Origin of the sequence: Buttiauxella cochleicola (genome assembly GCF_021283185.1) — a bacterium.
Taxonomy (GTDB): domain Bacteria; phylum Pseudomonadota; class Gammaproteobacteria; order Enterobacterales; family Enterobacteriaceae; genus Buttiauxella; species Buttiauxella massiliensis.
The window spans coordinates 194,243-221,118 of sequence record NZ_JAJSOS010000002.1 but is presented as its reverse complement, the minus strand read 5'-3'; the positions used below and the strand labels follow the sequence as shown (position 1 = coordinate 221,118).

General features: G+C 49.2%; 22 protein-coding genes and 2 tRNA genes. 7 read left to right on the top strand and 17 right to left on the bottom strand.

The annotated features are described in order from the left end of the window. Nucleotides 1-96 precede the first annotated feature (96 nt). The 4 genes from cfa to LVQ76_RS03920 all read left to right on the top strand — a co-directional run bounded on the left by cfa (nt 97) and on the right by LVQ76_RS03920 (nt 5,193). Entirely contained in the window at nt 97-1,245 is a 1,149-nt protein-coding gene (cfa, locus tag LVQ76_RS03935) for a cyclopropane fatty acyl phospholipid synthase (RefSeq protein WP_232921050.1), read from the top strand. Nucleotides 1,246-1,451: 206 nt separating this feature from the next. Further along, nucleotides 1,452-2,771, top strand: coding sequence for a PTS sugar transporter subunit IIC (locus tag LVQ76_RS03930; RefSeq protein ID WP_232863544.1), 1,320 nt, complete (start codon nt 1,452-1,454; stop codon nt 2,769-2,771). A 50-nt stretch (nt 2,772-2,821) separates the two neighbouring features. Continuing rightward, on the top strand, nt 2,822-4,213 hold the full coding sequence (gene gmuD, locus LVQ76_RS03925; protein WP_232921049.1) for a glycoside hydrolase family 1 protein: 1,392 nt from the start codon (nt 2,822-2,824) through the stop codon (nt 4,211-4,213). A 56-nt stretch (nt 4,214-4,269) separates the two neighbouring features. Beyond that, a complete protein-coding gene (locus tag LVQ76_RS03920) occupies nt 4,270-5,193 on the top strand; it encodes a LacI family DNA-binding transcriptional regulator (protein ID WP_232903436.1) in 924 nt (307 codons plus the stop codon). A gap of 44 nt (nt 5,194-5,237) precedes the next feature. Here the strand turns inward: LVQ76_RS03920 and LVQ76_RS03915 are convergent, their stop codons facing one another. Further along, the gene (locus LVQ76_RS03915) at nt 5,238-5,879 is read right to left on the bottom strand and encodes a riboflavin synthase subunit alpha (RefSeq protein WP_232921048.1); all 642 of its coding nucleotides are present in this window, start codon (nt 5,877-5,879) and stop codon (nt 5,238-5,240) included. 351 nt (nt 5,880-6,230) lie between these two features. Here LVQ76_RS03915 and mdtK point away from each other — a divergent pair, with 351 nt between their 5' ends. The 3 genes from mdtK (at nt 6,231) to LVQ76_RS03900 (ending at nt 7,937) form a co-directional block, all read left to right on the top strand. Next, nucleotides 6,231-7,604 carry an MdtK family multidrug efflux MATE transporter gene (gene mdtK / locus LVQ76_RS03910; protein WP_064511776.1) on the top strand — a complete coding sequence of 458 codons (1,374 nt, stop codon included), beginning with the start codon at nt 6,231-6,233 and terminating at the stop codon, nt 7,602-7,604. A 153-nt stretch (nt 7,605-7,757) separates the two neighbouring features. Beyond that, nucleotides 7,758-7,834, top strand: a tRNA-Val gene (locus tag LVQ76_RS03905). Between the two features lie 26 nt (nt 7,835-7,860). Next, a tRNA-Val gene (locus tag LVQ76_RS03900) sits at nt 7,861-7,937 on the top strand. Nucleotides 7,938-8,157: 220 nt separating this feature from the next. Here the strand turns inward: LVQ76_RS03900 and LVQ76_RS03895 are convergent. The 16 genes from LVQ76_RS03895 to LVQ76_RS03820 form a co-directional block, all read right to left on the bottom strand. After that, a complete protein-coding gene (locus LVQ76_RS03895) occupies nt 8,158-9,495 on the bottom strand; it encodes a VasL domain-containing protein (protein ID WP_232921047.1) in 1,338 nt (445 codons plus the stop codon). Nucleotides 9,496-9,533: 38 nt separating this feature from the next. Continuing rightward, a complete protein-coding gene (gene tssE / locus LVQ76_RS03890; protein WP_232921046.1) occupies nt 9,534-9,977 on the bottom strand; it encodes a type VI secretion system baseplate subunit TssE in 444 nt (147 codons plus the stop codon). Nucleotide 9,978: 1 nt separating this feature from the next. Then, nucleotides 9,979-10,515: a type VI secretion system lipoprotein TssJ gene (gene tssJ / locus LVQ76_RS03885; RefSeq protein WP_232903927.1), complete on the bottom strand. Its 537-nt coding sequence runs from the start codon at nt 10,513-10,515 to the stop codon at nt 9,979-9,981. After that, nucleotides 10,496-11,587: a type VI secretion system baseplate subunit TssG gene (gene tssG / locus LVQ76_RS03880; RefSeq protein WP_232921045.1), complete on the bottom strand. Its 1,092-nt coding sequence runs from the start codon at nt 11,585-11,587 to the stop codon at nt 10,496-10,498. The genes tssJ and tssG overlap by 20 nt, the downstream gene beginning before the upstream one ends. Further along, nucleotides 11,551-13,314 carry a type VI secretion system baseplate subunit TssF gene (tssF, locus tag LVQ76_RS03875; RefSeq protein ID WP_232921044.1) on the bottom strand — a complete coding sequence of 588 codons (1,764 nt, stop codon included), beginning with the start codon at nt 13,312-13,314 and terminating at the stop codon, nt 11,551-11,553. The genes tssG and tssF overlap by 37 nt, the downstream gene beginning before the upstream one ends. Nucleotides 13,315-13,445: 131 nt before the next feature. Beyond that, nucleotides 13,446-14,036 (bottom strand): tetratricopeptide repeat protein, encoded by a 591-nt coding sequence (locus tag LVQ76_RS03870; RefSeq protein ID WP_232921043.1) that lies wholly within the window; start codon nt 14,034-14,036, stop codon nt 13,446-13,448. A 30-nt stretch (nt 14,037-14,066) separates the two neighbouring features. Next, entirely contained in the window at nt 14,067-14,714 is a 648-nt protein-coding gene (locus LVQ76_RS03865) for a DUF2931 family protein (RefSeq protein ID WP_232921042.1), read from the bottom strand. A 40-nt stretch (nt 14,715-14,754) separates the two neighbouring features. After that, entirely contained in the window at nt 14,755-15,402 is a 648-nt protein-coding gene (locus tag LVQ76_RS03860) for a DUF2931 family protein (RefSeq protein ID WP_232921041.1), read from the bottom strand. 41 nt (nt 15,403-15,443) lie between these two features. Continuing rightward, nucleotides 15,444-16,091 carry a DUF2931 family protein gene (locus LVQ76_RS03855; RefSeq protein ID WP_232921040.1) on the bottom strand — a complete coding sequence of 216 codons (648 nt, stop codon included), beginning with the start codon at nt 16,089-16,091 and terminating at the stop codon, nt 15,444-15,446. Nucleotides 16,092-16,124: 33 nt separating this feature from the next. Further along, nucleotides 16,125-16,772 (bottom strand): DUF2931 family protein, encoded by a 648-nt coding sequence (locus LVQ76_RS03850; RefSeq protein WP_232921039.1) that lies wholly within the window; start codon nt 16,770-16,772, stop codon nt 16,125-16,127. Then, nucleotides 16,769-18,352: a T6SS phospholipase effector Tle1-like catalytic domain-containing protein gene (locus LVQ76_RS03845; RefSeq protein WP_232921038.1), complete on the bottom strand. Its 1,584-nt coding sequence runs from the start codon at nt 18,350-18,352 to the stop codon at nt 16,769-16,771. The genes LVQ76_RS03850 and LVQ76_RS03845 overlap by 4 nt, the downstream gene beginning before the upstream one ends. Before the next feature lie 29 nt (nt 18,353-18,381). Beyond that, on the bottom strand, nt 18,382-20,874 hold the full coding sequence (locus tag LVQ76_RS03840) for a type VI secretion system Vgr family protein (protein WP_232921036.1): 2,493 nt from the start codon (nt 20,872-20,874) through the stop codon (nt 18,382-18,384). Between the two features lie 291 nt (nt 20,875-21,165). Next, on the bottom strand, nt 21,166-21,807 hold the full coding sequence (locus LVQ76_RS03835; RefSeq protein ID WP_232921034.1) for an Ssp6 family T6SS pore-forming effector: 642 nt from the start codon (nt 21,805-21,807) through the stop codon (nt 21,166-21,168). 16 nt (nt 21,808-21,823) lie between these two features. After that, nucleotides 21,824-24,460, bottom strand: coding sequence for a type VI secretion system ATPase TssH (tssH, locus tag LVQ76_RS03830; protein WP_232921033.1), 2,637 nt, complete (start codon nt 24,458-24,460; stop codon nt 21,824-21,826). A gap of 194 nt (nt 24,461-24,654) precedes the next feature. Beyond that, nucleotides 24,655-25,146, bottom strand: coding sequence for a type VI secretion system effector Hcp (gene hcp / locus LVQ76_RS03825; RefSeq protein ID WP_151995764.1), 492 nt, complete (start codon nt 25,144-25,146; stop codon nt 24,655-24,657). 2 nt (nt 25,147-25,148) lie between these two features. Then, nucleotides 25,149-26,873 carry an OmpA family protein gene (locus LVQ76_RS03820; protein ID WP_232921030.1) on the bottom strand — a complete coding sequence of 575 codons (1,725 nt, stop codon included), beginning with the start codon at nt 26,871-26,873 and terminating at the stop codon, nt 25,149-25,151. Nucleotides 26,874-26,876 lie beyond the last annotated feature (3 nt).

Below are 26,876 nucleotides of genomic sequence, written 5' to 3'. Positions count from 1 at the left end.
TATCAGGCACACGGAATTTTCCGTGACATTTCTCACATGCCCAAAATAGCGTCTACGCTGTTTTAAGGTTCCTTTCACATTGGTGATGGAGAAGCTATGAGTTCATCGTGTATAGAAGAAGTCAGAATAAGAAATAACCCGTGGTATCGGATTGTGAACGATATGCTCACGCGTGCAGGGGTAGAAATTAATGGCCCACGCCCTTTCGATATACAGGTTAAGCATCCCGATTTTTTTAAGCGTGTTCTGCAAGAGGGTACACTGGGTCTTGGTGAAAGCTATATGGACGGCTGGTGGGACTGCGAACGACTGGATATTTTTTTCCATAACGCCATTCGCGCCGGACTTGAGCGGCAACTCCCCCACCATTTAAAAGACACGCTACGTGTAGCCGCCGCGCGCTTAGTTAATCTGCAATCCAAAAAACGTGCGTGGATAGTCGGTAAAGAACATTATGATCTGGGCAATGACTTATTTAGCCGCATGCTTGATGAACATATGCAATATTCCTGCGGTTATTGGAAAGACGCTACCACGCTAAGTGATGCACAAAACGCCAAGCTTAAAATGATTTGCGATAAGCTGCATCTTGAGCCAGGAATGACGTTACTTGATATTGGTTGCGGCTGGGGCGGTCTGGCAGAATTTGCTGCCCGGAATTACGGTGTAGCCGTTCATGGTGTAACTATCTCCGCCGAACAACAAAAAATGGCGCAAGAGCGTTGTGCCGGGCTTAACGTTAATATTGCGCTGCAAGATTATCGCGAACTGGATATGCAATTTGACCGCATTGTTTCTGTCGGCATGTTCGAACATGTTGGGCCGAAAAACTATGCCACCTATTTTAATGTTGCCGACCGCAATCTAAAACCTGACGGTATTTTCCTGCTACATACCATTGGCTCGAATAAAACCTTTAACGGTGTTGACCCATGGATAGACAAGTACATTTTCCCTAATGGCTGTCTGCCGTCAGTGCGCCAGATTGCCGATGCCAGCGAAGATCATTTTGTGATGGAAGATTGGCACAATTTTGGCGCCGACTACGACAAAACATTGATGGCCTGGCATGAACGCTTCAATAACTTTTGGCCGGAAATTGCAGATAACTATTCAGAACGATTCAAACGCATGTTTAGTTATTATCTGAATGCTTGTGCCGGTGCCTTCCGTGCACGTGATATCCAGCTCTGGCAAGTCGTCTTCACTCGTGGCGTCGAAAACGGTTTACGGGTTCCGCACTGATTTCAACCCCGGCAACGCCGGGGTAAACTCAATCCTCGCAAGCATGTAGCATTTTCTTAACAAAATGTGAGTCCCTTCACGTTTCTTGCGCTCCTTTCTTCACGAGTTTGATCCCGTTAACACTTATCTCTTTATTCATTGGAAACCGGTTTCCATCTTGTTTCACAATCACCCTACTTCCCAAAAACAATAGCAAGGATACCGCCATGAGCATGTACCAAAAAATGGTCAATGTGATTGAGCAAAAAGTCACGCCAATGGCAGGAGCAATGGGCTCTCAGCGCCATGTCATCGCCATTCGCGACGGTTTTATCTCCGCCCTTCCGTTTATGATTATCGGATCATTCTTGTTAGTGTTTATCTTCCCGCCGTTCTCGCCAGACAGCACCTGGGGCTTTGCCCGCTCGTGGCTGAACTTCTCGCAAACCTACCGCGAACAGTTAATGCTGCCGTTTAACCTCAGCATGGGCGTGATGACGTTCTTTATCTCCGTCGGTATCGGCGCAAGCCTCGGGAAGCACTATAAGCTCGACCCGATTATGACTGGCTTACTGGCGTTTATGGCCTTTTTACTGGTCGCCGCACCGTATAAAGACGGGCAGATCTCAACGCAGTATTTCTCCGGCCAGGGCATTTTCACTGCGCTGATTACGGCGATTTACGCCAGCGAAATATACGCTTTATTAAAACGCCACAACATTACCATCCGTTTGCCGAAAGAAGTGCCGACAGGCGTTGCGCGCTCATTTGAAATTCTGATTCCGGTTGTGGTGATTGTTGCCACCCTGCACCCGCTGAATTTGTTTATCGAGTCCACCACTGGGATGATTATTCCCGAAGCAATCATGCATCTGCTGGCACCGTTAGTATCCGCATCCGACTCGCTGCCTGCGATTTTGATTTCCGTCTTTATTTGCCAGATTTTGTGGTTCGCCGGTATTCATGGTGCGCTTATCGTCACCGGGATCATGAACCCGTTCTGGATGGCTAACCTTTCCGCTAACCAGACCGCTCTGGCTGCGGGCAATGTTCTGCCGCATATCTATCTGCAAGGTTTCTGGGACCACTATTTGCTGATTGGCGGTGTTGGGTCAACGCTGCCACTGGCATTCTTGCTGTTACGTAGCCGTGCGATTCACCTGCGTACCATTGGCAAAATGGGCGTGGTGCCTAGCTTCTTTAACATCAACGAACCCATTTTGTTCGGCACACCAATCATCATGAACCCAATGTTCTTCTTGCCGTTTACTTTGGTGCCAATGATTAACGCAACGCTTGCTTATATCGCGACAAAATTAGGTTGGGTTGCACAGGTTGTCTCTCTGACACCATGGACAACACCTGCGCCAATTGGTGCTTCATGGGCCGCAAACTGGGCGGTAAGTCCCGTAATCATGTGCCTGATTTGTATGGTCATGTCGGCTGTGATGTATTACCCATTCCTGAAAGCTTACGAACGCACCCTGCTGAAACAGGATGAAGAACGTAATACACAGGAAAATGACAGCCCGATTGCAGCAAACTGATATTTTTTATTGCCTGCCCGGATGGCAGGCACGTCAAACGAGGAACGAAAATGAAATACCTATTTCCTGATAATTTCTGGTGGGGCAGCGCCAGTTCAGCACCACAAACTGAAGGTGAAACGCTCTCTTTTGGCAAGTCTGCCACCATTTGGGATCAGTGGTTTAAAGAACAACCAACCCGTTTCCATAACGGCGTAGGCCCTGCGGATACCTCCACGTTCTACAAGAATTGGAAACAGGACATCGCGCTGCTAAAAGAGCTGAACCATAATACTTTCCGTACCTCAATTTCCTGGGCACGCCTGATCCCTGAAGGGCGCGGCGCGGTAAATCAGGAAGCTGTGACCTTCTATAATCAGGTTATTGACGAGCTGCTGGCGCAAGGTATTAAGCCATTTATCAACCTGTTCCACTTTGATATGCCGATGGTAATGCAGCAGCAAGGCGGCTGGGAAAACCGTGACGTTGTCACGGCATATGCTGAATTTGCTAATGTTTGCTTTGACCTGTTTGGCGACCGCGTGAAGCATTGGTTTACCTTTAACGAGCCGGTAGTACCTGTCGAAGGGGGCTATCTGTACGATTTCCATTATCCGAACGTGGTGGATTTTAAACGCGCAGCCACTGTCGCTTATCACACCATGATCGCCCACTCTCTGGCGGTAAAGGCTTATCACGAGCGTAATGACGGCGGTGAAATCGGTATTATTCTCAACCTCACCCCTTCTTACCCACGTTCGCAAAACCCTGCGGATGTGAAAGCGGCGAACATCGCTGACCTGATGTTTAACCGCAGCTTCCTTGACCCTGCTTTGCGTGGTGAATATCCGCAAGAGTTGGTGGCCTTGTTGAAAGAGCATGGCCAGTTGCCTCAATGCCAGCCTGGCGATAAAGAGTTGTTGGCGGCAGGTGTCGTCGATTTACTCGGTATCAACTACTACCAGCCACGCCGCATCAAATGCCGCGATTCACTGGTAAACCCTGACAGCCCGTTCATGCCGGAATGGTTCTTTGAAGCCTACGAAATGCCAGGCCGCAAAATGAACCCGTATCGCGGCTGGGAAATCTACGAGCAAGGGATTTACGACATTCTCACCAACTTGCGTGAGAATTATGGCAACCCAAATTGCTATATTTCCGAGAATGGCATGGGCGTTGAAAACGAACAGCGCTTCGACGAAAACGGCCAGATTCAGGATGACTACCGTATTGATTTCGTGCGCGACCACCTGAAGTGGCTGCATAAAGGCATCAGCGAAGGGAGCAACTGCCTTGGTTATCACATGTGGACGTTTATTGATAACTGGTCCTGGTGCAACGCTTATAAAAACCGTTACGGTTTTGTCTCGTTAAATCTCGAGACTCAGCAACGCACCATCAAGAAAAGCGGCGAGTGGTACAAAGCAACCGCCGCAGAAAATGGCTTTAACGATCGTACGTAATCTCCGCATACGGGCCGCGAGGCCCGTTTCTGGCTGAGAAGCGGGAAACTCACACCATGTCGAATATTAATGATGTAGCACGCCTGGCGCAGGTTTCTAAAGCAACCGTTTCGCGTGTTTTAAGCGGCAGTCGCGGCGTGAAAGAAGAGAGTCGTCAGGCCGTTTTACGCGCGGCGGAAATACTTAACTACAAGCCGAATGCTATCGCTCAATCTTTGAGTTCCCAGTCAACTAATTGCATTGGCGTTATCTGCGCAACCGAACATATTCAGCAGTCAACTGGCTATCTGCAAGCTCTTGAGAAACAGCTTAATCAGCATCAGAAACATTTGCTGTTACGCTTTGCCAATGACCATGACAGTGTGGCGCAGGCGGCACAGGAACTTTCTAACGGGTTGTGCGACGCACTGGTCGTGGTGGGGGCTCGTTTTCCGTTACCGGAACTTGATGACGACATCATGTTGATTGATTGCCTGAGCGGTTCACATAACCTCAGTATTCAGTGTGACCATATTTTTGCTGCAGAAACGGCAGTGCATTATTTATGTAATCAAAAGCGGCGACAAATCGCTTTGATTAACTTTGCCAGTGGTGAAGCGGCAGCGCTCACACTTGAAGGTTATCATCAGGCGCTTCACAACCATGTCGTGCCCTTCAACCGCCAGTTGGTGATTGACGATGAATCATCGGTGCGCATTGCACTGCAACGCTTGATAAACCGTGGAGTGAAGTTTTCTGCACTGCTGGTCACCGATGATACGCAGGCGCAAGAAGCAGTAATGATGCTCAATCAATACCAGTTAAAAGTACCTGAGCAGGTGATGGTGTTCAGTCTTGACGGCTCAACCCGAATGCCTGGTTCGAATGCTATTCCCGCCATTAAATATCCGCTGGAGAGTATTGCCCGTCGGGCAGTAGAGTTGTTGCTTGGTGAACGGCATACCAGTGATTTGGTGCGCGGAAGTTTGTTGATTGCTTAATACAGTCGGATGTCGCCTAAACGACATCCGACAAAAACCGTTTATCACGCCTTCGGTAGTAACGCATCCAAAGTCGCTTCACGCTGTGCGAGCACGCGCTCAACGGTATCTACAATTGCCTGGGTTTGCGGGTCAATTTCAATATTAATACGATTGCCGAGTTTCTTACTACCAAGCGTGGTGCGCTCAAGCGTTTCAGGAATTAAATGCACGCAGAAACGCGATGCCGTCACTTCACCCACCGTCAGGCTAATACCATCAATGCCGATATATCCTTTATGCAGGATATATTTCATCAACGTTTTATCGCGTATTTTAAACCAGATTTGGCGGTTATTTTCTGAAGTCAAAATTTTCGCCACTTCGGCGGTGGTCATAATATGACCGGACATGAGGTGCCCGCCGATTTCATCATTAAATTTGGCGGCGCGTTCAACGTTGACACTGTCGCCCACCACTAGCTCGCCGAGGTTGGTAATGCGCAGCGTCTCTTTCATAAGGTCAAAGCTGACGTGGTTGCCATTGATTTCTGTGACCGTCAAACAACAGCCGTTGTGCGCAACCGACGCCCCTGTTTCAAGGCCAGGTAACATCGCGTCGGGCATTTCAATGACGTGCGTACGGAAGTTAGGTTTCTCATCAATGGAGACCAGGGTCGCAGTGCCCTGCACAATACCTGTAAACATCGTAAAGCTCCTGGTAATTAAATGGTATTGAACATACCCGTTAGCATTCGAGTTACAGGTAGGCGGCCAGGGAGCAAATCCGCAGGAGCCTACTTGAGTAAGTGACTGGGGTTTGTGAGTGCAGCCAACACCCCTGTAGCTCGAAGGATGACGGGTATAATAGATAACGCAACACTTTAACAGTTGGAAAAAATGCTTACCAGCTATCCGCACTACCCCACCATTATTTGGCTGGCGTATTCGTTTTCAGCCGCTACAATAGTCAGGCTAATTCCCCTGCGATTCCTATTTTTCTGCCATTTCTGGCGGTCTTGCTGTCTTTCTAATAACTAAAAATATTCAGGTGTTCAAATGCAGAAGTACATAGTTGAAGCCCGCCAGTTACTCGCACTGGCGATACCCGTGATCCTCGCGCAAATTGCACAAACCTCAATGGGTTTTGTCGATACCGTGATGGCCGGTGGCTACAGCGCAACCGATATGGCCGCTGTGGCAATCGGTACATCCATCTGGCTACCCGCCATTCTCTTTGGTCATGGCTTGTTAATGGCGCTGACGCCAACCGTCGCGCAACTCAACGGTTCAGGGCGTCGTGAGCGCATTGCTCACCAAATTCGCCAGGGCTTCTGGTTGGCGGGATTTGTCTCGGCGCTGATCATGATTGTCCTGTGGAATGCGGGCCATATTATTCATGCGATGAAAAATATCGACCCGGAACTTGCCGATAAAGCCGTAGGTTATTTACGTGCGCTGCTGTGGGGCGTTCCGGGTTATTTGTTCTTCCAGGTTGCCCGTAACCAATGTGAAGGACTGGCAAAAACCAAACCCGGTATGGTGATGGGCTTTATTGGTCTGTTGGTCAATATTCCGGTCAACTACATCTTTATTTATGGCCACTTTGGCATGCCAGAACTCGGCGGTGTCGGTTGCGGTGTAGCAACAGCTGCGGTGTATTGGGTAATGTTTTTCTTCATGATTTCTTATGTGCGAAAAGCCCGCTCAATGCGCGATTTGAAATTGCCGAAAGGCTTTATCAAGCCCGACTGGAAAGTTATATATCGCCTTACCCAACTGGGTCTGCCGATTGCCCTGGCTCTGTTCTTTGAAGTGACACTGTTTGCGGTTGTCGCACTATTGGTCGCGCCGCTGGGTATTGTTGACGTTGCAGGTCACCAGATAGCCCTGAACTTCAGCTCGCTGATGTTCGTTTTGCCAATGTCACTTTCAGCAGCAGTCACTATCCGCGTGGGCTTCCGTCTGGGCCAGGGTTCAACACTCGATGCGCAAACCGCCGCCTGGACAGGTATTGGTGTTGGTATGTGCATGGCAACCCTCACGGCTATCTTTACCATCGTGATGCGTGAGCACATCGCCCTGCTCTACAACAGTAATCCAGAAGTTGTCGCGCTGGCGGCGCATCTGATGTTACTGGCAGCGGTTTACCAACTTTCCGATTCCGTGCAGGTTATCGGCAGCGGTGTGCTACGTGGTTATAAAGATACACGCTCCATTTTCTTTATAACGTTTATCGCCTACTGGGTGCTGGGATTGCCAAGCGGCTATATTCTTGCACTCACCGATTGGGTTGTTGAACCGATGGGGCCAGCAGGATTCTGGACCGGCTTTATCATCGGTCTGACGTCTGCTGCGATTATGATGATGCTGCGGATGCGTTGGTTGCAACGTCAGCCTTCAATCACTATTTTGCAGCGCGCCGCACGATAAACCCGAATAGCCGCCGTTTTGGCGGCTATTTTTCCAGCGGGTTGCACAGATGCGCAGCAAACGAGTGAAATATGGAAGAAAATTGTGGTTTAACGCTTGCAAGGCTCAGGAGCTGCCGCTAATATTCGTCCCCGTTGTCACAGACAACACAGTGCGTCCGTAGCTCAGTTGGTTAGAGCACTACCTTGACATGGTAGGGGTCGGTGGTTCGAGTCCACTCGGACGCACCATTCTAAGTTTTACCGCAACAAACAGTGCGTCCGTAGCTCAGTTGGTTAGAGCACCACCTTGACATGGTGGGGGTCGGTGGTTCGAGTCCACTCGGACGCACCATTCATAAAGAAACATTCAAAGCTTTATCTCTCCGGTCATAAAACCCTAACTAATCCAGCTATATTTCGACTACTCAACTCAATTCCTATTAAAACTCTTTTCTTAGTATCTCTGATTTTTGTTGCTTACCAGGGCAATGAAGACAATGTGTTACTAATGCTCCAGGCAACATTCACCAGATAACTAAATGAAGCTGGAGCCAAAAGATAGCCTCATTGGGCTACCCTTTTTGTTTAATCAGCACGTAGCGGTTGAGTAGCTGATTCAGATGCATATCCGTCTGAGTGGCCAATGCCTGTGATGGAGTCTCATCAAGCTGCCGTAACTGCTCTTCCACAGGAATCGTTTTGTTGAACGACTGTTGGATGCCAAACACCATCGTCTTAAGCTCACTGACCGTCATGTATTTGCCATGCTGCTCGTCCAATCCGTTCAGGCGGCTAGCGAGTTGCTGGAGTTGCTCCATTCCCTGATGCCAGTCATTCATCTTTTCCGGCGGCCATGCTGACTCCTTTAATTGCTGCTGCCAGCGTGAGGATATTTGCATCGCAAGCGGTGTCTGTGGCCACAATGCCTTTACCTGCCCAACGAGCTGATTACCATAATTCAGCGCCCAGTCTGGTTGGAGCATAGTGAGCTGTTTCAATCGCTGCTCTACCGCCTCAGGATAAGCGTTATCGCTAAGCCATTCGGGTTTCTTCTGCTGTAAACTTTGGATTTGCCCGGCCGAAAGAGCGGCTGGCCATGGCGCGATTAATGCCTGTAACTGAGCCAATTCAGGATCTTGTCGATGCATATAATTCCAACCGTACAGCGACATCCCACCGACCACCAGCATAGTGGCGACCCCAGAGATAAATGGCTTCCACGGTTTTACCGGCACAGAAATACTGACGGTTTCGCCCTTCGCTTGCGGCTCTGCCTGAGCAACGTACACCCATGTAGTGCGCGAACTGTTACTGGCCGTCGTTGCGGATACGTTTGCTGGCAGGACAATACCTGTAGTAGTCGCACCGTTGTTACCTGCTTTAACATCACTGTTTTCCAGCCGTATGGCCGACGCCTGTAGCTGGTTACGTAATACGTCCATCTGGCTTAAATGTTTTAGCTCGAGGCGTTGCAGCACATCACCCAGATTAGCGAGATGTTTTTCTGCCTGATAAAGCGCGCCGAGATCAGCATATTCCAGTGTAAAAGTACGCACCATCTGCTGCACTCTTTGGCTTAAACCGCTAAGAACTTCCATCCGTGCATGCGTGGCCTGCGGCCATATTGCGCCCCACTGGTAGGTAATCAGCGCCACCACAATCGCTAGTCCTTCGTTTAGCCCATAAAGCCCGGCAAGACGAGTGCGAGCCTGGGTGTACCATGCCGCCGTCTGAAGCTCTACGCCGTTACGCTCAAACAAATTCAGGCACAACGTTTCCACAAGCTGCCAGTTCACATCCGGCCGTGCCGGATGTGTAAGTTTACTCAGTTCTTCGCGCAGTGCCGCAAAATCGGCAAGCCCACGCGGGTCGCCGCCGGTTTTCAGCGTGTGTGGGTTTTTATCATTCATGGTTTTATTCTTGAGAAGAGGAAAAGAGAACGAACCCACTACATCCGGGTAGTGGTATCAAGGTAGTTCTGCTGTTTAAGATGGCGGATAAGCACCCGCCCTTCCGGCATAAAATCAGTGCCATAGCGCACCAGACCAATACCTTTCAACTCAGCATCAATCGCATAAGCCAGTTCACCCGGCATTTTTTGCTCAAGCAGCATAATCGTCAGGCTTTTTAGACGTGGCTCGTATTTCAACAGCACGCTGGAAAGCGTGTTCATCAACTGGTGCGCAGTCCCCGGTAAACCCTGCAGAATTTTGCTCATATCTGGCAGGCCATAATCCGGCAAGTGGCTTAATGTCCCCTGGCGGGCATTGAGAATGCGCTGCATATTGTCGAGCACCGAGAGAATGACCTGGTTTTGCTCGCTGACCTGATGGAGCTCAAGACCACCGGTGAAGTTCCCCGTGAGCATTTCATAAAGCGAAGGCTGCGCCATATTATTTATCCTTCAACGCAGTCAGCGTCATGCCCTGGTTATTCAGCTCAATCTGGCGCGCGTTATCCGGGTCCAGGTCATCGCGGCTTAATACCACACGCCATGTGTCGTTGGTAAAATCCGGAGACATGAACATCCCCGTCACAGCTACAAAGTGAGCTTTCTCATCCAACGGCACATCAATAGTTACAGCCGCTCCTGGGCGAATACGTATATCCTTCTCGGTGATTAAATCAGCCTTAATCGCCTGGCTGTCGTCAGCAAATAGCGACGGATAATCCGTACCATCAAAAACCTTGCGGTCTTTTAACTGATAGATACGCACTACCATGGCCAACGGTGCGCCACCTGCGTTGTTGTTGATCGCGTCACGCGCTGTGATATCCAGATGCAGCATTTTTACCTGCTTATAAAAAATGGATTTCGTCATAGCCACAGTGCTATCGCTCACTTTCTGAGTCAGGCCGCAGCCGCTCAAGGTGGCAACTATTGCCAGCGGAAGTAACACGCCATATTTTTTACCAGCGATAATCGCCATGCTCATCGGTATCCCTCCGGTTAAGATTTTCCTGAACGCGCTGATAGCGACCCAGGTTAATAGTGATCAGTTCATCTTTATGATTTGTTGTAATGTCACGCGCACGCATCACCGCAGTTCTGCCGAGCAGCACGCCACTGAGCTGTGGCTGGCAGGAGAGCTGTGCATCCGGCAGCAAACTACGCAGCACCGAAAGCTGAAAACGCACATTCAGCCGCGAGCCAAGATAGACCTGCAACAATGCCTGCAAATCTGTGTACAGTTGCCCGCCAGGCAGCCATTCATGGGCTTCATCGGCATTGTTTGTCTGCAGTCTCAGTAGTACCTGGCTATTCACATCAAGCGCGTGGCTGCCCATAACCGGGCTGTTGCTCATACTGACAGGATTACGCGCACTCATTGCAAGCTGCTTACGCAGCGGAATACGGCAGCGATCATGTGCAATCACACGCGCTTTGGTATCCGGAGCTAACAATTGGACAAGCGCGATAATCCCTTCGCTGATCCGGGTCGGCAAACGCATCATGCCGGTCAGCGCAAGAAAACGAGAAACAGGCGTGGCGATATTCTGCGCGCAGCCTTTAATTCCCAGGCCGCACAAACTCAGCAGATAGCGGGATGTCTTGTCCGTACCACCAGGTGCGAAGGTGGCCGGATAAGAGTATTTACGCCAGATGCGGTAGTGTTGGGTGATTAACCGGTGGTTAAAAATATCCAGAAAATCGCTGACCGCCTCATGCCCATCGCGGCGCTGAGTAATATCGTCGATATAGGCAGTAGGCAGCGGTGACTCCACACCATACAGCCCCATAAAAGTGGTGCGGATAGTAGGCGGTAGATGCGCTTGTTCCGGTATTTCCACTCGTTTAAATTCACTGGCCGGAAACCCCATGCCCGGATGAGGACGAAAACGCACCGGGTCGTGTTTAACCTCCCAGTGGCTTCCCAGGGCTGGCGCTTCGGGCTGACTGCGCTCCAGTAGCTGGCAAAAACGATAAAACTGGGTATACGGCAGTTTATCCTGGAGCTGTGCGATTAACCAGGCAGACGCTGGTTGTGATTCTCGTTCCATCGGATACATTTCCCGGCAGGCTGGACAATAAGGGTGAGTTGATTAAACAGGTGAATATCGGCATACAGTGCAAGGAAGCGGTTGAGCATTTCACCAAACAGGTGGATATCACCCTCACCTGTAAAGCCATTGCTATCCAGCGTCACTTCGATATCAAGACCGCGTAGCAAGAAACCTTTTTCAAAACGCTGAATCTGGTGATGCTGCACTTCAAGAATGGCGTCCAGACGGCGGTTATTGAGTTCATCGCCCTGCCAGTTGTACAACTCTAACGTGCCACGCAACACCTCAGCGCTGCTCATCAGGTTCAGATAACTCGAACCCAGATGACTCAGCACACGCCACTGGAAACTGTCTTCAGCGGGAGGATACGACGGCAAAGTTGGTTTGCAGAGATTGCGAACTTTCAGCGGTGTTTGCAGTACGACCTCGCAACGATCAAGCAATGTGCTCTGAAGTGCTTTACGCGGTAACTGGCCATTGGTGCCGGTGATTTTTAGCGAGACAGGTTCGCGGGAAATCAGTTTATCTGCTTCCCACATCTCACCGCCCAGAATAAGCCATGTGTCATGCAACCCGGTAACACCTCGCCTCACACGCGTGTGGAAGTAACGCTCCGGTGCATGGCGGCGCTGCATTCCCCCCCGATGGCGGAAACTGGTAAACGGGACATAAGTTGCGTCTGATGTTCGATTTGAACCGGTCACGGAATCCACGGAGTAAATCTCAGTATGCCCATCTTGCAGGCGGCGAGGGCGTAACAGGTATTCATTTTCCAGACCGTTGATAATCAACGGGTCCGCTTCAAGTGAGAACAGGTTAACCACCGGCACGCAGTGCAGCATCAGGGCATCATCCGTCACCGGTAAATCGCTCGGCCACTGACTGTTTAGCACCACTTCGATATCCAGATGCGTGATTCCGGCAGGCAATGTCACGGTTTCCAGACCATTGAGATGCACAAACATAAACTTCTCGCGGAAGGTGAAATACTCCAGCAGTAATTGATATCCACTGAATGCGCTTTCCCCTTTTGGCCACAGTAAGTCTTCATCGGCAAACCCGCCGGGTGAGAACCAGCCATCCACTTTTATGCGATCTGTCTGATTAGGCAGGCGCAAATAAAACGCCGCCTGCCGACGAGTTAGCGCCAGATGTAACGCGCTACTTACCGCCGCTTCTCCCGCCAGATAAAAACACAGACGCTTCAAATCCACCTGTGCCCAGTCCGCCTGAGTGCTGCATGCGAGACGCAGGCGTAACACAGATCGACCATCAGGTTCTGTTGTCATCACCACTTTTGAAACTTCAAGCGGGTTCAACACCATATCGCGCGTGGTGCGGTACTGGCAGACGGTTTTCTTCGGTCCAACGGGGCGAGAATAAACTTCCATACCCACAGGTACCGTTTCGGCTATTTTCATCGCTGGCACGTCAGGACTTAACGACACAATCGAAAGCGAAGGAATGGTGCGTAAATAATGCGGCCACAACATGCTCACCAGACCTTCGGTGAACTCCGGCAGGTCGTCATCAATTTTTTCGCGCAGTCGCCCCATCGAGAAGGCAAAACCTTCGAACAGGCGCTCAACATAAGGGTCGGGAATACCGGGCTTATCGAGATCGAGCATCGCAGCGCGGTCAGGGTGAGTTTGTGCAAATTCTTTTGCCGCATCGCGCAGATAGCGCATTTCGGCATCGTAATAACGCAGGGTTAAATCTTTCATTTTTTTCGCATAATAATGGATTGAGTAATCATTACCAGTACATAAAAATAAACGTTATGTGGCTCAGTAATTGATGGATTGTTCAGATGGATAAATAGTTTTAATAACCTTTAATAAACAGGGTTGCTATTTTATTTAAGCCGGGCGCAGGCGAACGTTGAACCCTGAGAACAGCTTAAGGTAAACAGTTCCTTTGCCCGTACACTACTTTTTTCAACACCTTTAGCCTCAGCGTACATTGTTCCCAGTAAATACTGTGCGGCTACATCACCTTTCGCCACGGCTTTTTCGAACCAATATTTCGCTTTTGAATAATCAACTTTAATACTTTCACCGTTCAAATACATATAAGCAAGATTTGACTGTGCTGTGGTATTTCCTTTCATTGCTGATTTTTCATACCAAGAAAAAGCTAGCTTATAATTCTGCTCAACCCCATCACCATTATAATAAATGTCACCTAAAGAGTTTTGGGCTCCTGCGTGACCTGCTTTAGCAGCAACTTCATACCACATTATTGCTTGAGAGATATTTTTAGGTGCACCAAAGCCTGTATGCAACATATCCCCAAGTGTATTTGCGTCGCCAGCATTAGATGCATATGCAGAAAGGGATTTATCAATATCCAAATAATCATCAGCTTGTTTATTTTCATCTTCTCCATAGCAAACAGAGAAAGAGGATACAAACAATAAAAATGACAGCGTTATTATTCTATTCAAAATTTAATCTCTCATATTCATTGATAGCACTCACCAGTTCCCATAGGGGTATTGTTTACCTTTTATGAATTCCTTTGTTTTGTTGCTATACCCTCGAGAGAAGTCACTCCCGGTCACTCCTTTGCACATATCCAAATTTTTACCCGATACAGTTGTTATTTTTGTGCTGGTTAGCTCTATATTAGGCTTGCCATTATTATTCAACCAGACTCGAATCTTTCCTTCCGGAGCCAGACCAATCGCCATATACTGAAAATAATATGTGTCTTTAGAGTCATACCAGTCTGGCTCTGAACTCAGCATTTTCTTTTGAGTGTCTGCTGCAAAAAACAGGGTGGTTTCATACACTTTCTTATCAATAATTGAGTCCCAACAGAACTGAATCATTTGTGGCGGGGATTCAGCCTGATTAAAAGGTGAAGTACCTTTGCCAAGGTATTTACTCCATGTGCCAACACTGTTTCCCTGCGGCTGGTCTATAGTCTGGTAGACATAACCATAGCCATCAGTGTCCAGTAGTTTTACCAGTGTCACCTGTGCAGGCAAGGCCTTCGGGGTTGAAAATGTGAAATACCATTTGTCCCAGGGTGCTTTAAAACTTCCGCCCGGACTCTGTGCATTACTGTCACTGCAGCCTGTTAGCAGCAACAAAGGTAACAGACCTGATATTATTCTCATGATTTTCTCCTTGCATATTCCATACCTCGATGATAATCACTCACCAGTTACCATAAGGATATTTTTTATCTTTTATGAATAACTTCATCCCTTCACTATATTCATACCCATTTGGGAAGTTTGTTTCGTCTTTGCACATATCCAAATCTTTGCCCGATACAGTTATTATTTTTGTGCTGGTTAGCTCTATATTAGGCTTGCCATTATTTTTCAACCATACACGAACTTTCCCTTCTGGGGCCAGGCCAATAACCATATGGCGAAAATAGTATGCTTCTTCTGGATTATTCCATTGTGGCTCTGATGAAGCCATTTTCCCCGAGGTGTCAGATGAAAATAATAATGTCGTTTCATATACTTTTTTATCAATAATAGAATCCCAGCAAAATGTAAGTACTTGCGGAGGTGCATCTCCTTTATTAAAAGTTGTAATACCAATACCTACACGGGGCCCCCATGAGCCAACGCTGTTCCCTTGAGGTTGGTCTATTGTCTGAAACACATAACCATAGCCATTAATATCAAGTAATTTTACTAATGTTACTTGGGCGGGAAGTGCTTTAGGTGTTGTAAAAGAAAAATACCATTTGTCCCAGGGTGCTTTAAAACTTCCGCCCGGACTCTGTACATTACTGTCACTGCAACCTGTTAGCAGCAACAAAGGTAACAGACCTGATATTATTCTCATGATTTTTCTCCTTGCATATTCCATACCTCGATGATAGTCACTCACCAGTTACCATATGGATATTTTTTCCCTTTTATGAATTCCTTTGTTTTGTTGCTATACCCTCGAGAGAAGTCACTCCCGGTCACTCCTTTGCACATATCCAAATTTTTACCCGATACAGTTGTTATTTTTGTGCTGGTTAGCTCTATATTAGGCTTGCCATTATTATTCAACCAGACTCGAACCTTTCCTTCCGGAGCCAGACCAATCGCCATATACTGAAAATAATATGTGTCTTTAGAGTCATACCAGTCTGGCTCTGAACTCAGCATTTTCTTTTGAGTGTCTGCTGCAAAAAACAGGGTGGTTTCATACACTTTCTTATCAATAATTGAGTCCCAACAGAACTGAATCATTTGTGGCGGAGATTCAGCCTGATTAAAAGGTGAAGTACCTTTTCCAAGGTATTTACTCCATGTTCCTACGCTGTTTCCCTGCGGCTGATCTATGGTCTGAAACACGTACCTATACCCCTTGGTATCCAGTAATTTTACCAATGTCACCTGAGCAGGTAATGCCTTTGGTGTTGAGAAAGTAAAATACCATTTGACCCAGAGGGGATTAATATTGTCATGCTGCTCCTGTGCTTTACTGCTAGTGCAACCTGTCAGTAATAAAAGTGATAATACAATGATTGTTATTTTCATGCTTTTCACCTTCCATATTTCAATGGTAATTACTTACCAGTTCCCGTATGGATATTTTTTCCCTTTTATGAAGTCAGGTGTATCACCATAATACACATATCCATCAGGGTGTTTAGTGATATTCTTGCACATATCCAAATCTTTACCCGATATAGTTGTTATTTTTGTGCTGGTTTGCAATAAGTCAGGATCACCATTATTCTTCAACCACACCCTGACTTTTCCTTCTGGGGCCAGGCCAATAACCATATAACGAAAATAATAGATTTCTTTAGGGTTACTCCATGCTGGCTCTGAGCTAACCATTTTCTGCTGTGTCACTGGTGCAAAAAATAAAGTGGTTTCATACACCTTTTTATCGATAATAGAATCCCAACAAAATTTGATCATCTGCGGAGGAGACTTTGCTTTATTAAAAGGTGAAAATCCCAGACCATTGTGTGTATCCCATTTCCCTATACTGTCACCTTGTGGCTGGTCTATAGTCTGGAAGACATAACCATAGCCATCAGTGTCCAGTAGTTTTACTAGTGTCACCTGAGCAGGCAATGCCTTTGGTGTTGAGAAAGTAAAATACCATTCGTCCCAGGGTGCTTTAATACTTCCGTTCTGATCCTGTGCATTACTGCCAGTGCAACCTGTCAATAATAACAAAGGTAATACAATCATTCTTATTTTCATGCTTTTTCACCCTGCATATTCCATACTGCCCGAACCCATGCAGGATTCGGGCGACTAAGAAATCCGATTAATTCTGTTGTGTTAACGGCACCATAAATTACTTTCACTTCTTTCCCATCAAGCCAGACATCTTTAACAACAACGGCATTCCAGTTTGCCGAGCAGTGGGTATATTTACCAATTACTTGTATTTCATCCGACGTGAAAGGAGCGTATCTTTCCCCTTTCATAGCTGCTTTCCCTTGGTTAATGGCTTTCTGACTTAGTGGCTCAAGTTCTGGTGGTAGCTTCATATCAGGAGATAAGGGATCAATAGCCTGAAAATTTAGACCAGCATCCTGTGCTGCATCCAGCATTACCCGTAAACTTACTTTTGACCAGTCATTAGTGACCGTTCTCTCCATTGTCACTGCTGCACCCACACGTTTTTCAATAATCCCTGAGCGTTGTTTGTTTGGGTTGACCAGGTAGTCATACCAGGTTCCAGTGATTATATCTGCTGATGACATGATGGGGCCCAGATTGGGTAAAGTTTTTAAATCCGGAATTTCTGCTGCGGTGCGTCTGTAAATATCGGTCATCTCTGCAGGAACGCTTTCCCTGACGGTTTCAAAAACTGGCCTGGTCAGAAACAGGTACTCTTTTTCCTGGGGATTGTAACCACCGCCAATATCCGAATGTACGCCGGGCAGAGCCAGTTCTGGCCAGGATTCTTTAATACTGTTCAGACTGAAGTTATAACGGCACTCATGCATAGCGGTAATCTGGAATACTTTCTGGGCAATTCCCGGAGGTAGTGCCAGTTCAATCCCCGGATTTACACCACCGTGGATCTGAAATAAGTTGGTTACCCCACCCACGGCACACACAGTATCAAATATCCCCAGAAAGCGAACTTCACCAGCGGGTTTACCATGATGATTTCGGCCATCAAGCCCTTTCAAAATGGCTTGCTGTATTTCCTTATCACCGTTTCTGACGCGGTTAGCAAAATGTCGGGCGGCTGCTGCACCACGGCTGAAGCCAAAAACATCAAACTGAATTTTCTCGATGGCACATAAAATACCTTTGCTTTCTTGAAGGAACAATCTAATTTGCTCTGCTATCTGTGCAATTCCTTCGTCAGTTTTATCCACTACACCTTCAAACCAGGCACCGATCCCCATACCAATAAGGCTATCTTCCTTATCTTTTTGGGTGCCTATCCCCTGAATATAAATTGCACGCTGAAATAACTCTTTATCTTCTGTAACTTTATTATCCTTAGAATAAAGCGTATTTAACCAATGGATATTGGAGTAATAGCCAAGATAACTTCCTGCGCCGTTGCTACTTTTATTCAATTTCTCAACGCATGACCTGGCATCTTCGGTTTTCATTCCCACATCCATATTGGTGCAGGTTTCTAAAAGTCGCTTATCGGTGTTAAAAACATTATTGCCCGTGCCGTCAAAAAACATGCCGATGGTTATTGTGATGCCCGGTACTTCTTTACGCTTACAAATTACGATTTTTTCTGAGACGTTGACGTCAGAGGTATGCTGGCCATCAATGACTTCCCACGTATTACGTTGTGCCATTCTGCGAGTTCCTTAAATTCAAAATCGTCCTATTTGGTGCCCAGAATTTCTATATTCATCTGATTTGGTACGGCGGTGTAAACTGCCGTGGTTTTGCCATTTTCATTTGAAATACCTGTATAAACTATTCCTTCCGCAGTTGTGATCCGGTATTCAGTCAAAGGAATGAGGTTGCCTTCTTCATCTTGTAAGCCATAAACCGCTCCGTAACCTTGCGGGAAAGTCACTGGTGGGGTATTCAGACTCGCCGGCCCCATTTTCTGCACATTGGTGGCTTTCAACAAAATATTATTCGGTGCCCCTAGTTCGATATTTCCACCGCTAATTTTTATATATGCACCGTCACAGGTCAGGATCAGCTCTTTCGCGGCGGTAATCGTGATGGTGCTTTCAGTGCTGGTCACGGTGATATCTTTCTTCGCCAGGGCTTCGATATTGTCATCCTGCGCCTGAATATCCACCTTGCCTTTGCCCGCAATCAGCTGCATTCCTTTCGAATTTGCATACAGGCTCACCGTTTCACCCGCTGCCGCGGTAAAGCTCTTACCCGCGCTGATATCGGTATTTGCACCTGACACGACAGCCACGCTTTCGCCACCCGAGGCCACACGCACCGCTTTCGGGCTGACAATCCCCACGCCTTCAGGTGCATGCATCACAATGCCCGCTGCCGTCAGTTGTTCCAGTGACTGATTGAGCGTGGTCTGGCTGGCCGTTTCTGCTTTCTCCGCTTTGGCTATTTCAGCCGCCTTTGACAGACTTTTTGCCAGCGACAGGGCATTTTCCAGCTGAGCAATAGCGGCCTGCATGTCCAGCATTTCAGTATCAACACCCGCCACATCCGCACTGATAAATATCCCTTTACCCGCACGAAGCGCACCCCATTCATCGGTACGCAGTTCAAAACCTTCACCGCGTTTCGCCTTTGCACCATCCACGTTGTGGCCCAGGTTCAGTTGCGTCTTGCCGCCGTACTCGGTGCTGAGCTTGATATGCTCTTCACCGCGCTTGTCTTCCATGCGCAGCTTGTTGTTCGCCGGGGTGCGCACCACGTTACGGGTGTTGTTGGCTTCCGTGACGTGGTCGGTATGCCGTGAGTCATGCAACGCATGGGCGATATACGGGCGGTCGGGGTCACCGTCATGGAACGCTATCGCCACTTCCGTGCCCTGAATCAGCGGGAAGTGAATGCCATACACATCGCCGCCGTAAGGCTTAGCGAGACGTACCGGCATGCTTTCCTGGCCCTGCGCTTTGTCGTCCTGGTCGGCGTCGAACTTCACCCGGTACAGACCGGATGCATCCTGCCAGGCGTAGATGTCGTTGGCTTTTGCACTGGTGACGCGCGCCATCATGGTGCCGCTGACCTTCGGGCGCGGTTTTAGTGCCGGGCGCCAGCACAGCGTTTCACTGTAGGGAACCGCCATCCAGTTCACCACCAGGGCGTTCTTACGGCTGGCCGTGTAGTGGGTGCCGGTGATGACAACGCCGTTATTCAGCGCGGAAGGCAGCGTCGGGACAAGGGCCGATTCCGTCACCGTCAGCACCTGAGCGGGGCTGAGGTTCGCGTCATTCGCGGAGCCGGTAATCAGCGTCTGGTTTGACAGAAAACGCTCATGGTCGAGACGGGCCAGGAAGTTACCGGTTTCGGCGGTCGGGTCGCTTTTCGCCCCGGTGTCCAGATGGCGTGGCTTATAGTGATACACCTCACCATAGGTGGTGCCTTCACCTTCGCCACGCGTCATATCTGCTTTCGCGGACTGCAGCACTTTCTGCGCTTCACGGTGGTTGTAGTCTTTGGCGGTCACGCTTGCCTCAACCACATTGTGCTGCACATTCAGCCCCCACACCGACTCCACGCCGCTGTCACTCATGCCCGACGGGCTGTTCAGTGGCAGGGTTTTACCGAATTCATAGGCGCTTTGTTTATCGGCAAAATGCACCACTTCGGTCTGCGTGTCCGGCTGCAGGGTGAAGAAATAAAATATCCCCACTTCCGAGAGCAGGCGCTGAATAAAAGCCAGGTCACTTTCCTGATACTGGTTTATCTGCTCGCGTGTCGGGTAGCTTTGTTTCAGGGAAAATTCATATTCCCAGCCCTTCAGACCATGCTCATCGAGTATCTGCGCTACCACGTCCGGCACCGATTTATTGACAAAGAAACGATGCGTGCGGAACTGTTTATCCAACAGGGCAAGGAAAGGCTCGATAATAATTGCATATTTGACTTGGTCGCGTGATCCATTCAAGCGCCGGAAGTTCGTTACAACACCGTGAACAACTTTTCCTACAAATGGATTAAATAAATCTCCTACTCCCATACTCAGAGTGACTGTTTTATTTAACATCATTTCAGTGGTGAGATCTGGATGAGGACTGGTGAAACGGATGGTGTAATGGTAGAGCTCACTCATCTGCTCCAGACCTTCAAAACTTTCTACATCAAGCGTATAAGGACAGGAAGGAACATTCAAACTGTAGCGATTAAGTGTGGTTCCAATCATTTCAGATATACTTTCCATATATAACCCTATTCCTATTAATTATATTAAATAAAATAAACCATGCTTTCGTCATCAATAACAATAGTTAGCGGTAATGATCCCACTCATTATAAATATAAGTTAGCGCAAATTTATAAAGGCCATAGCCAATAAAGAAGCCTAAAACGCCAACACACCCCAAGATAATTCTGTGAGGGCTGTGCGAAAAAAAGAAGCTCCATATTGAGTAAACTGTACTAATAAGACCTAGTGTCATTCCCGCGCCAGTGACAAGGCGGGAAATAATTATTAGAAAAAAATCTTTTATGCTCATAGGCCACCAAAAAAGTATTTGCACACTCTATTAAATTCCTCTGAATCTCTGTCAGCCACTTCACATGCTTTTTCATATGGTCTTACGATATCTTCAACTAGGTAATAAAGAAGATCATAATCCCCCATGTTATTCAATTTTGTATACATGGAGGAATTTCTTTCACGTAAGTATCTCGATGTGTAGATAGATCTGGAAGCCTCGGCACCGATTACTAATACGCCCCCCACCGCAACTCCAGAAAAATAAGCTCCAACACCTTGGGATATAATGACCTTTCCAAGATTGACGCCAGTAACCTGAGAGAATACAACCTTCCCAACTGTGGTACCTGCAACATTCTCAGCCAAGCTCGCAATTCTATTAGTATCAACATGCGAAATAAAATCATCAACAAATGGCTTGATTACTCTAGAGATAGTGTCCTTATTGAAAGAAACCTTTTTCACTAATTCAGCCAATCTGTATTTGTCGGCCCTATTTTCCCTGCGGTGGGCACTGTCTACAAAGTCATACCCCAAGTAACCAAGACTGACCGGAAATGAAATTAATCCCTTCGCAACAGCCCCCAAGAAACCAGTGCCATCAACATTGATGGCTTCAAGCATATCCCGGGCAATTTCTTTTGCACTATCCATAGCCAATATCCTTTAGTTAAAGGTGCTCACCAAATTCCAGCACAATCCCGTCTTCTTCATCCCATCCCAGCGCCAGGCTGTGGGTTTTCTGCTGCCCGGCTTTGCGTTGCAGAAGTTGTTGGCTGAGTACCGGTAGGATTTGCTGGTTCAGCAGGCTGTCTATGTTGCGCGCGCCAGTGTCTGGCAGCAGGCAGGCGGCGACCAGCGTGTCGTAGAGGTTTTCTTCGATAGTGGTGGTTAGGCCGTAGTGGTTTTTCAGGCGCTTCGCGACCTGTGCCAGCTTCATTTCCACAATGATTCTTAACGCTTTAGCATCCAGTGGACGGTAAATCAGCGTCTGGAAGCGGGCCAGCAGAGCGGGTTGGAAATGATCGCGTAGGATCGGTCGCAGTAATTCCTGTAGATCGCTGTCGGTGGCTTCCGGTTGTTCGTCCAGCAATTGCATGATGTGGTCGCTGCCAAGGTTGGCGGTCATCAGGATCACAGCGTTGCGGAAGTCGATTTCACGCCCTTCGCCGTCACGCATAAAGCCACGGTCAAATACCTGGTAGAACAGGTTGATGACGTCGCGGTGCGCTTTTTCCACTTCATCAAGCAGCACCACGCTGTACGGACGTTTGCGCACCGCTTCGGTAAGAATGCCGCCCTGGCCGTAGCCCACGTAGCCTGGAGGTGAGCCTTTAAGCTGGGAAACGGTGTGCGCTTCCTGGTATTCGGATAAGTTGATAGTGATCAGGGATTTCTCGCCGCCGAACAGGCTGTCAGCCAGCGCCAACGCGGTTTCGGTTTTACCCACGCCGCTCGGGCCGACCAGCAGGAACACGCCCAGCGGGCCGTTTTCTGGCGTAAGTCCAGTTTTCGCGGCACGCAGACGTTGCGCCATGTCGATAAGCGCCGTGTCCTGGCCGACCACGCGGTTGGCGAGGTGGTTTTCCAGCATCAGCAAATCGGTCTGTTCGTCTTTGAGCAGACTGGTCAGCGGCACGCCGGTCCAGTCTGCAATCACGGTGGCGACAGTGCGCACATCCACATCCAGCGACAGCAGTGGAGCACTACCTTGTAAATCTTTGAGTTGCTGTTGTAGCGCATTGACGTCGGCCTGGCGGCTAATGTCCTGGCGAACTTCCAGCAGTTGTTGGGTGAGCGCTTTTTCCGCGTGGTACTGGGTTTCCAGCGCGGCGAGGTGTTCGTTCAGCGCAGAAGTCTGTTGCTCAATTTGCTCCAGGCGCTCGCCATGGCTGTTGCTACCCAGCGCGATATCTTCCAGCAGCGCATGGTTTTCCATTTCCAGCGCGGTGATTTGCGCTTTGAGGCGGGTGAGTTCTTCCGGTAGCGTGTCGAGGCTCATACGCACGCGGGCAGACGCGGTGTCAAGCAAGTCAACCGCTTTGTCCGGCAACTGGCGGCCCGTGATGTAGCGGCGCGACAGACTGACTGCGGCTTTCACGGCTTCATCGGTAATATGCACGCCGTGATGTTGCGCGTAACGGGATTTCAGGCCGCGCAACATCAGGCAGGCCATCTCATCATCCGGTTCGTCTACCTTAACTATCTGGAAACGGCGCTCCAATGCAGCATCACGCTCGAAATACTGTTTGTATTCAGACCAGGTGGTGGCCGCGATAGTGCGCAATTCGCCACGTGCCAGTGCTGGTTTCAGAAGGTTGGCCGCATCCGCGCCGCCCGCCTGGTTGCCTGCGCCGATAATGGTGTGCGCTTCGTCGATAAACAGCAGCACTGGCGTCGGGGAGTGTTGTACCGCGTCGATGACGTTTTTCAGGCGCTGTTCAAATTCGCCTTTTACGCCTGCGCCCGCCTGCAAGAGGCCAAGATCCAGAGTACGAAGGCTGACGGTTTTCAGGCTGTCCGGCACGTTGCCTTCAGCAATGCGTAGCGCGAGTCCTTCCACCAATGCGGTTTTGCCCACGCCCGGCTCGCCCACCAGAATCGGGTTGTTTTTACGGCGGCGCGAGAGAATGTCGACCATCTGGCGGATTTCGTTGTCGCGGCCAAAGACCGGGTCGATTTTCCCTTCTTGCGCTTTGGCTGTTACATCGAGAGTGAATTTATCGAGTGCGGCCTGTAGTGCTTCGCTCAGGATGTTGCCGGAAACACTGGTCGGTTTTTCTTCCGTAAGTGAGGACGGTTCGCGGTTCAGGCTTTCTTGCTGTTGCAGTTCGGCACGTTCATCTGACTGCACATCCAACAGTGGTTTCAGGCGCTCAAGCTGCGAGCGGGAGAGACTCAGCAGCGGCCACAAACTGTCGCAGACCAGTATTGACGGTTTATCAGTTAACGCCGCAAGCAGATGATGACTGCGGATTTGTGCATCGTCGTCTTCAAGCGAAGCAATCAGCCACGCCTGTTTAATCAGATTCAGTAGAAGTTCGGCCAATTGTGGTCGGGTGCGCACGGAGCGCGGCATGGTATCAAGGTGTGCCAGCAAACTCTGCCAAATATTGTCCATGTCCCATTCGTAACGGCGGGCCAGCACAGTGATGTCCCCCTCCCCGAGCTCCAGCAGTTTAAGCAACCAGTGTTCGACAGTAATTTCCGCATGTGCCCTGCTCTGGCACAGCGTGGCGGCTGCTTCCAGCGCGCGGGCACAGTACGGGTTTAAACGACGAAGTAATACGGCTGACTGGTTATCCATGCTGGCTCCTTGATTGGGTACGCTACCGCCCTTAGCCTTCTCCTTTGCAGGAAACCCAGGCCCATAAGGTCGATGATTTTTTTGCTGTTTTTGTTTGCCCACACTTTGTCGGATGGCGAGTTGCGTATTCGCCCTACGCTTCGTTCGGGCAAACAAAAACAGCAGACGGTTTCCCGTCTGCTGTGAGTGCAGCCTTACGCGGTAGTACGTTCGTTCCAGGAGTCGGAATGAATGATGTTGCCGTCTTTGTAAGTCCAGGTGATTTTTTCGTAACGCAGCTCAATCATTTCCAGATGGTTGTGTTTTTCCATCGCAGGATTTTTGATGTCGTGCATTTTTGGTGCGACTTTCACCAGCTTGACGTTTTCCAGTTTGGTGTTGAAGTACTCAACTTCCTGGCCTGCGTCATTGATGCGATACCATTTGAATTCAGCAGATTTCAGCGTCTGGCCAGTCGTTACCGCTTTGTAGAGGTATGGACTGGAAGAGTCGATTTCTTTGGTAAACAGGAACGGGGTATGGATACGGGTGCCCGTTAATTTTCCGGTGTTGTTATCGGTCGGGATGTACAGGTTGTGTTCCTGCGCCACCACTTCGATGCTGCCTTCACGGTCTTTAACATCTACGGAGCCTTTAATATCCGCACCGCCGTCGTCTTTCAGCCACAGGTAGACTGGAATAGCCATGTTTACTTCTCCATTTCGTAGGTTGTGACATCACCCTTAGCCGGTGATGTTGTTTTGCCCGGTATCTGGCAAGCATCTGCCTGAGGCACCAGACTGATTTCAACGCGGCGGTTAACCGCGCGATTTGCATCTGAATCATTGGGTTTCAGTGGACGGCTTTCGCCGTAGCCCTGTACCGCAAAGCAACTTTCCGGCACATCACCGGTGTCACGCATCCAGTCACGGACTGATTCAGCGCGTTTGAGGGAAAGAATCTGGTTGGACTTGTCATTGCCGGTATCATCGGTGTGCCCAGCGACAACAATCAGCCAGCCTGGTTTGACTTTGATATTGACGAGCGCACTCACCAGCACTTTGGTAGAGCCAGGTTTAAGCTGCCATTTGCCCACATCGAACAGCGACATGCTGTCAAGACGCACGGTTTTCGGACCCTGAACAATTTTATTGATGACAGGAGGCGGTGGAGGCGGTGGAGCCCAACTATTGATGGCGGCCTCAAGTGGCGCGATGAGGCGCATCCCCTGATAGAGTCCCAAAGACATGCGTATGGGCGCACCACTACGTTGCCACTGATCAAGCAAACGGGAATCAGCACGTAACTGTTGCTGAGCAATCGTTTTGGGGGATGCAGGTGTTCCTGTAAGCCGGTGATACAACGCCAGGTGATCGCCTACGTTGCGAATTAAACGTTGGTTATTGATATATGAGGCCAGCAAGGCAAACAGCAGGAATAACCCACACAGTAAGCCGGCAATCTGCCAGGTCTGCATCAGTTGGGAGACACCCCGGCGGCGAGGAATAAATGGCAGCAGCACATCTGGTAATGGCAGGTAACTCTGCGTTGCAGATGCAGTTGGTGGCAACGAGGTTACGCCTGCAACATGTGTCTGCCAGAGATTGTTGGAACGCCCCGTAACCGGGGTCAAGCAGGCCCCCCATGCGCATGGAATCAGCGCCGGGAGATCTCCCTGACGCTGTGCCAGAACATCCTGAACGTGAGTCTTAGCCCACGCCACCAGGCACTCAATCCAGAAAACTGAACTGAGTTTTTCCTGACTGTTGCGGCCATCTTGTTCACGCTCCCACTCAACCAGCGGTATCACAACCGCACCCGCCTCACGCATCTGAATGGCTTTCTGGCCTGGAGTGGCTGTATACCAGCATTCCATTTCAGTTGATTCCATTGCTGGCGGTGAAACCCAGATGCCAATCCACAGCGGCGGAATCCCGGCAAGCCAACCTTTGCACTGCACAATCGCACGATGCCAGATGCGTAGTTTTTGAATGAAATCGTCCTCGTCCTGATGTTGTTCCGGCGCAACGGCCAGTAGCACGGAGATCTGGGCAATCAGTGCCGGGCGAACCTCAGCCAGATGCTGTGCCAATAGTGGAAGCTGTTCTGGTGCTTTGACCTGCAAATACCAGCCCTGACGGGTTTCCCTGAAGGGAACTGAAGCTGAAAACAGCGATTCGCTGTCACCACAAACCAGCACCACTGCGCCCTGGAAATCTTCCGGTGGCAGAATGGAGTCCGCAATGTGCTGATGGGCAACTTTATTGTTGCGGTCTTTACGCCACTGAAAATAGCCGGCAGCACCGCTTAAAATGACAACCAGCAGACTCAGCACCACGCGGCTGCCCGTTCCCAGCGGCCAGAAGCCAAGAATCAGCAACAGCGCGAGGCCGGTACCGAGCAGCAGCAACAGGAATTGCGTTAACCCGCGCATCAG

Coding starts and splice junctions, on each gene's coding strand:
- tssH (WP_232921033.1), bottom strand. CDS start 24,460: ATGGATAACCAGTCAGCCGTATTACTTCGTCGTTTAAACCCGTACTGT.
- LVQ76_RS03855 (WP_232921040.1), bottom strand. CDS start 16,091: ATGAAAATAACAATCATTGTATTATCACTTTTATTACTGACAGGTTGC.
- tssE (WP_232921046.1), bottom strand. CDS start 9,977: ATGGCGCAGCCTTCGCTTTATGAAATGCTCACGGGGAACTTCACCGGT.
- tssF (WP_232921044.1), bottom strand. CDS start 13,314: ATGAAAGATTTAACCCTGCGTTATTACGATGCCGAAATGCGCTATCTG.
- LVQ76_RS03930 (WP_232863544.1), top strand. CDS start 1,452: ATGAGCATGTACCAAAAAATGGTCAATGTGATTGAGCAAAAAGTCACG.
- cfa (WP_232921050.1), top strand. CDS start 97: ATGAGTTCATCGTGTATAGAAGAAGTCAGAATAAGAAATAACCCGTGG.
- hcp (WP_151995764.1), bottom strand. CDS start 25,146: ATGGCTATTCCAGTCTACCTGTGGCTGAAAGACGACGGCGGTGCGGAT.
- tssJ (WP_232903927.1), bottom strand. CDS start 10,515: ATGGCGATTATCGCTGGTAAAAAATATGGCGTGTTACTTCCGCTGGCA.
- LVQ76_RS03920 (WP_232903436.1), top strand. CDS start 4,270: ATGTCGAATATTAATGATGTAGCACGCCTGGCGCAGGTTTCTAAAGCA.
- LVQ76_RS03820 (WP_232921030.1), bottom strand. CDS start 26,873: ATGCGCGGGTTAACGCAATTCCTGTTGCTGCTGCTCGGTACCGGCCTC.
- LVQ76_RS03895 (WP_232921047.1), bottom strand. CDS start 9,495: ATGAATGATAAAAACCCACACACGCTGAAAACCGGCGGCGACCCGCGT.
- LVQ76_RS03865 (WP_232921042.1), bottom strand. CDS start 14,714: ATGAGAATAATATCAGGTCTGTTACCTTTGTTGCTGCTAACAGGCTGC.
- LVQ76_RS03860 (WP_232921041.1), bottom strand. CDS start 15,402: ATGAGAATAATATCAGGTCTGTTACCTTTGTTGCTGCTAACAGGTTGC.
- gmuD (WP_232921049.1), top strand. CDS start 2,822: ATGAAATACCTATTTCCTGATAATTTCTGGTGGGGCAGCGCCAGTTCA.
- LVQ76_RS03915 (WP_232921048.1), bottom strand. CDS start 5,879: ATGTTTACAGGTATTGTGCAGGGCACTGCGACCCTGGTCTCCATTGAT.
- LVQ76_RS03850 (WP_232921039.1), bottom strand. CDS start 16,772: ATGAAAATAAGAATGATTGTATTACCTTTGTTATTATTGACAGGTTGC.
- mdtK (WP_064511776.1), top strand. CDS start 6,231: ATGCAGAAGTACATAGTTGAAGCCCGCCAGTTACTCGCACTGGCGATA.
- LVQ76_RS03840 (WP_232921036.1), bottom strand. CDS start 20,874: ATGGAAAGTATATCTGAAATGATTGGAACCACACTTAATCGCTACAGT.
- tssG (WP_232921045.1), bottom strand. CDS start 11,587: ATGGAACGAGAATCACAACCAGCGTCTGCCTGGTTAATCGCACAGCTC.
- LVQ76_RS03845 (WP_232921038.1), bottom strand. CDS start 18,352: ATGGCACAACGTAATACGTGGGAAGTCATTGATGGCCAGCATACCTCT.
- LVQ76_RS03835 (WP_232921034.1), bottom strand. CDS start 21,807: ATGGATAGTGCAAAAGAAATTGCCCGGGATATGCTTGAAGCCATCAAT.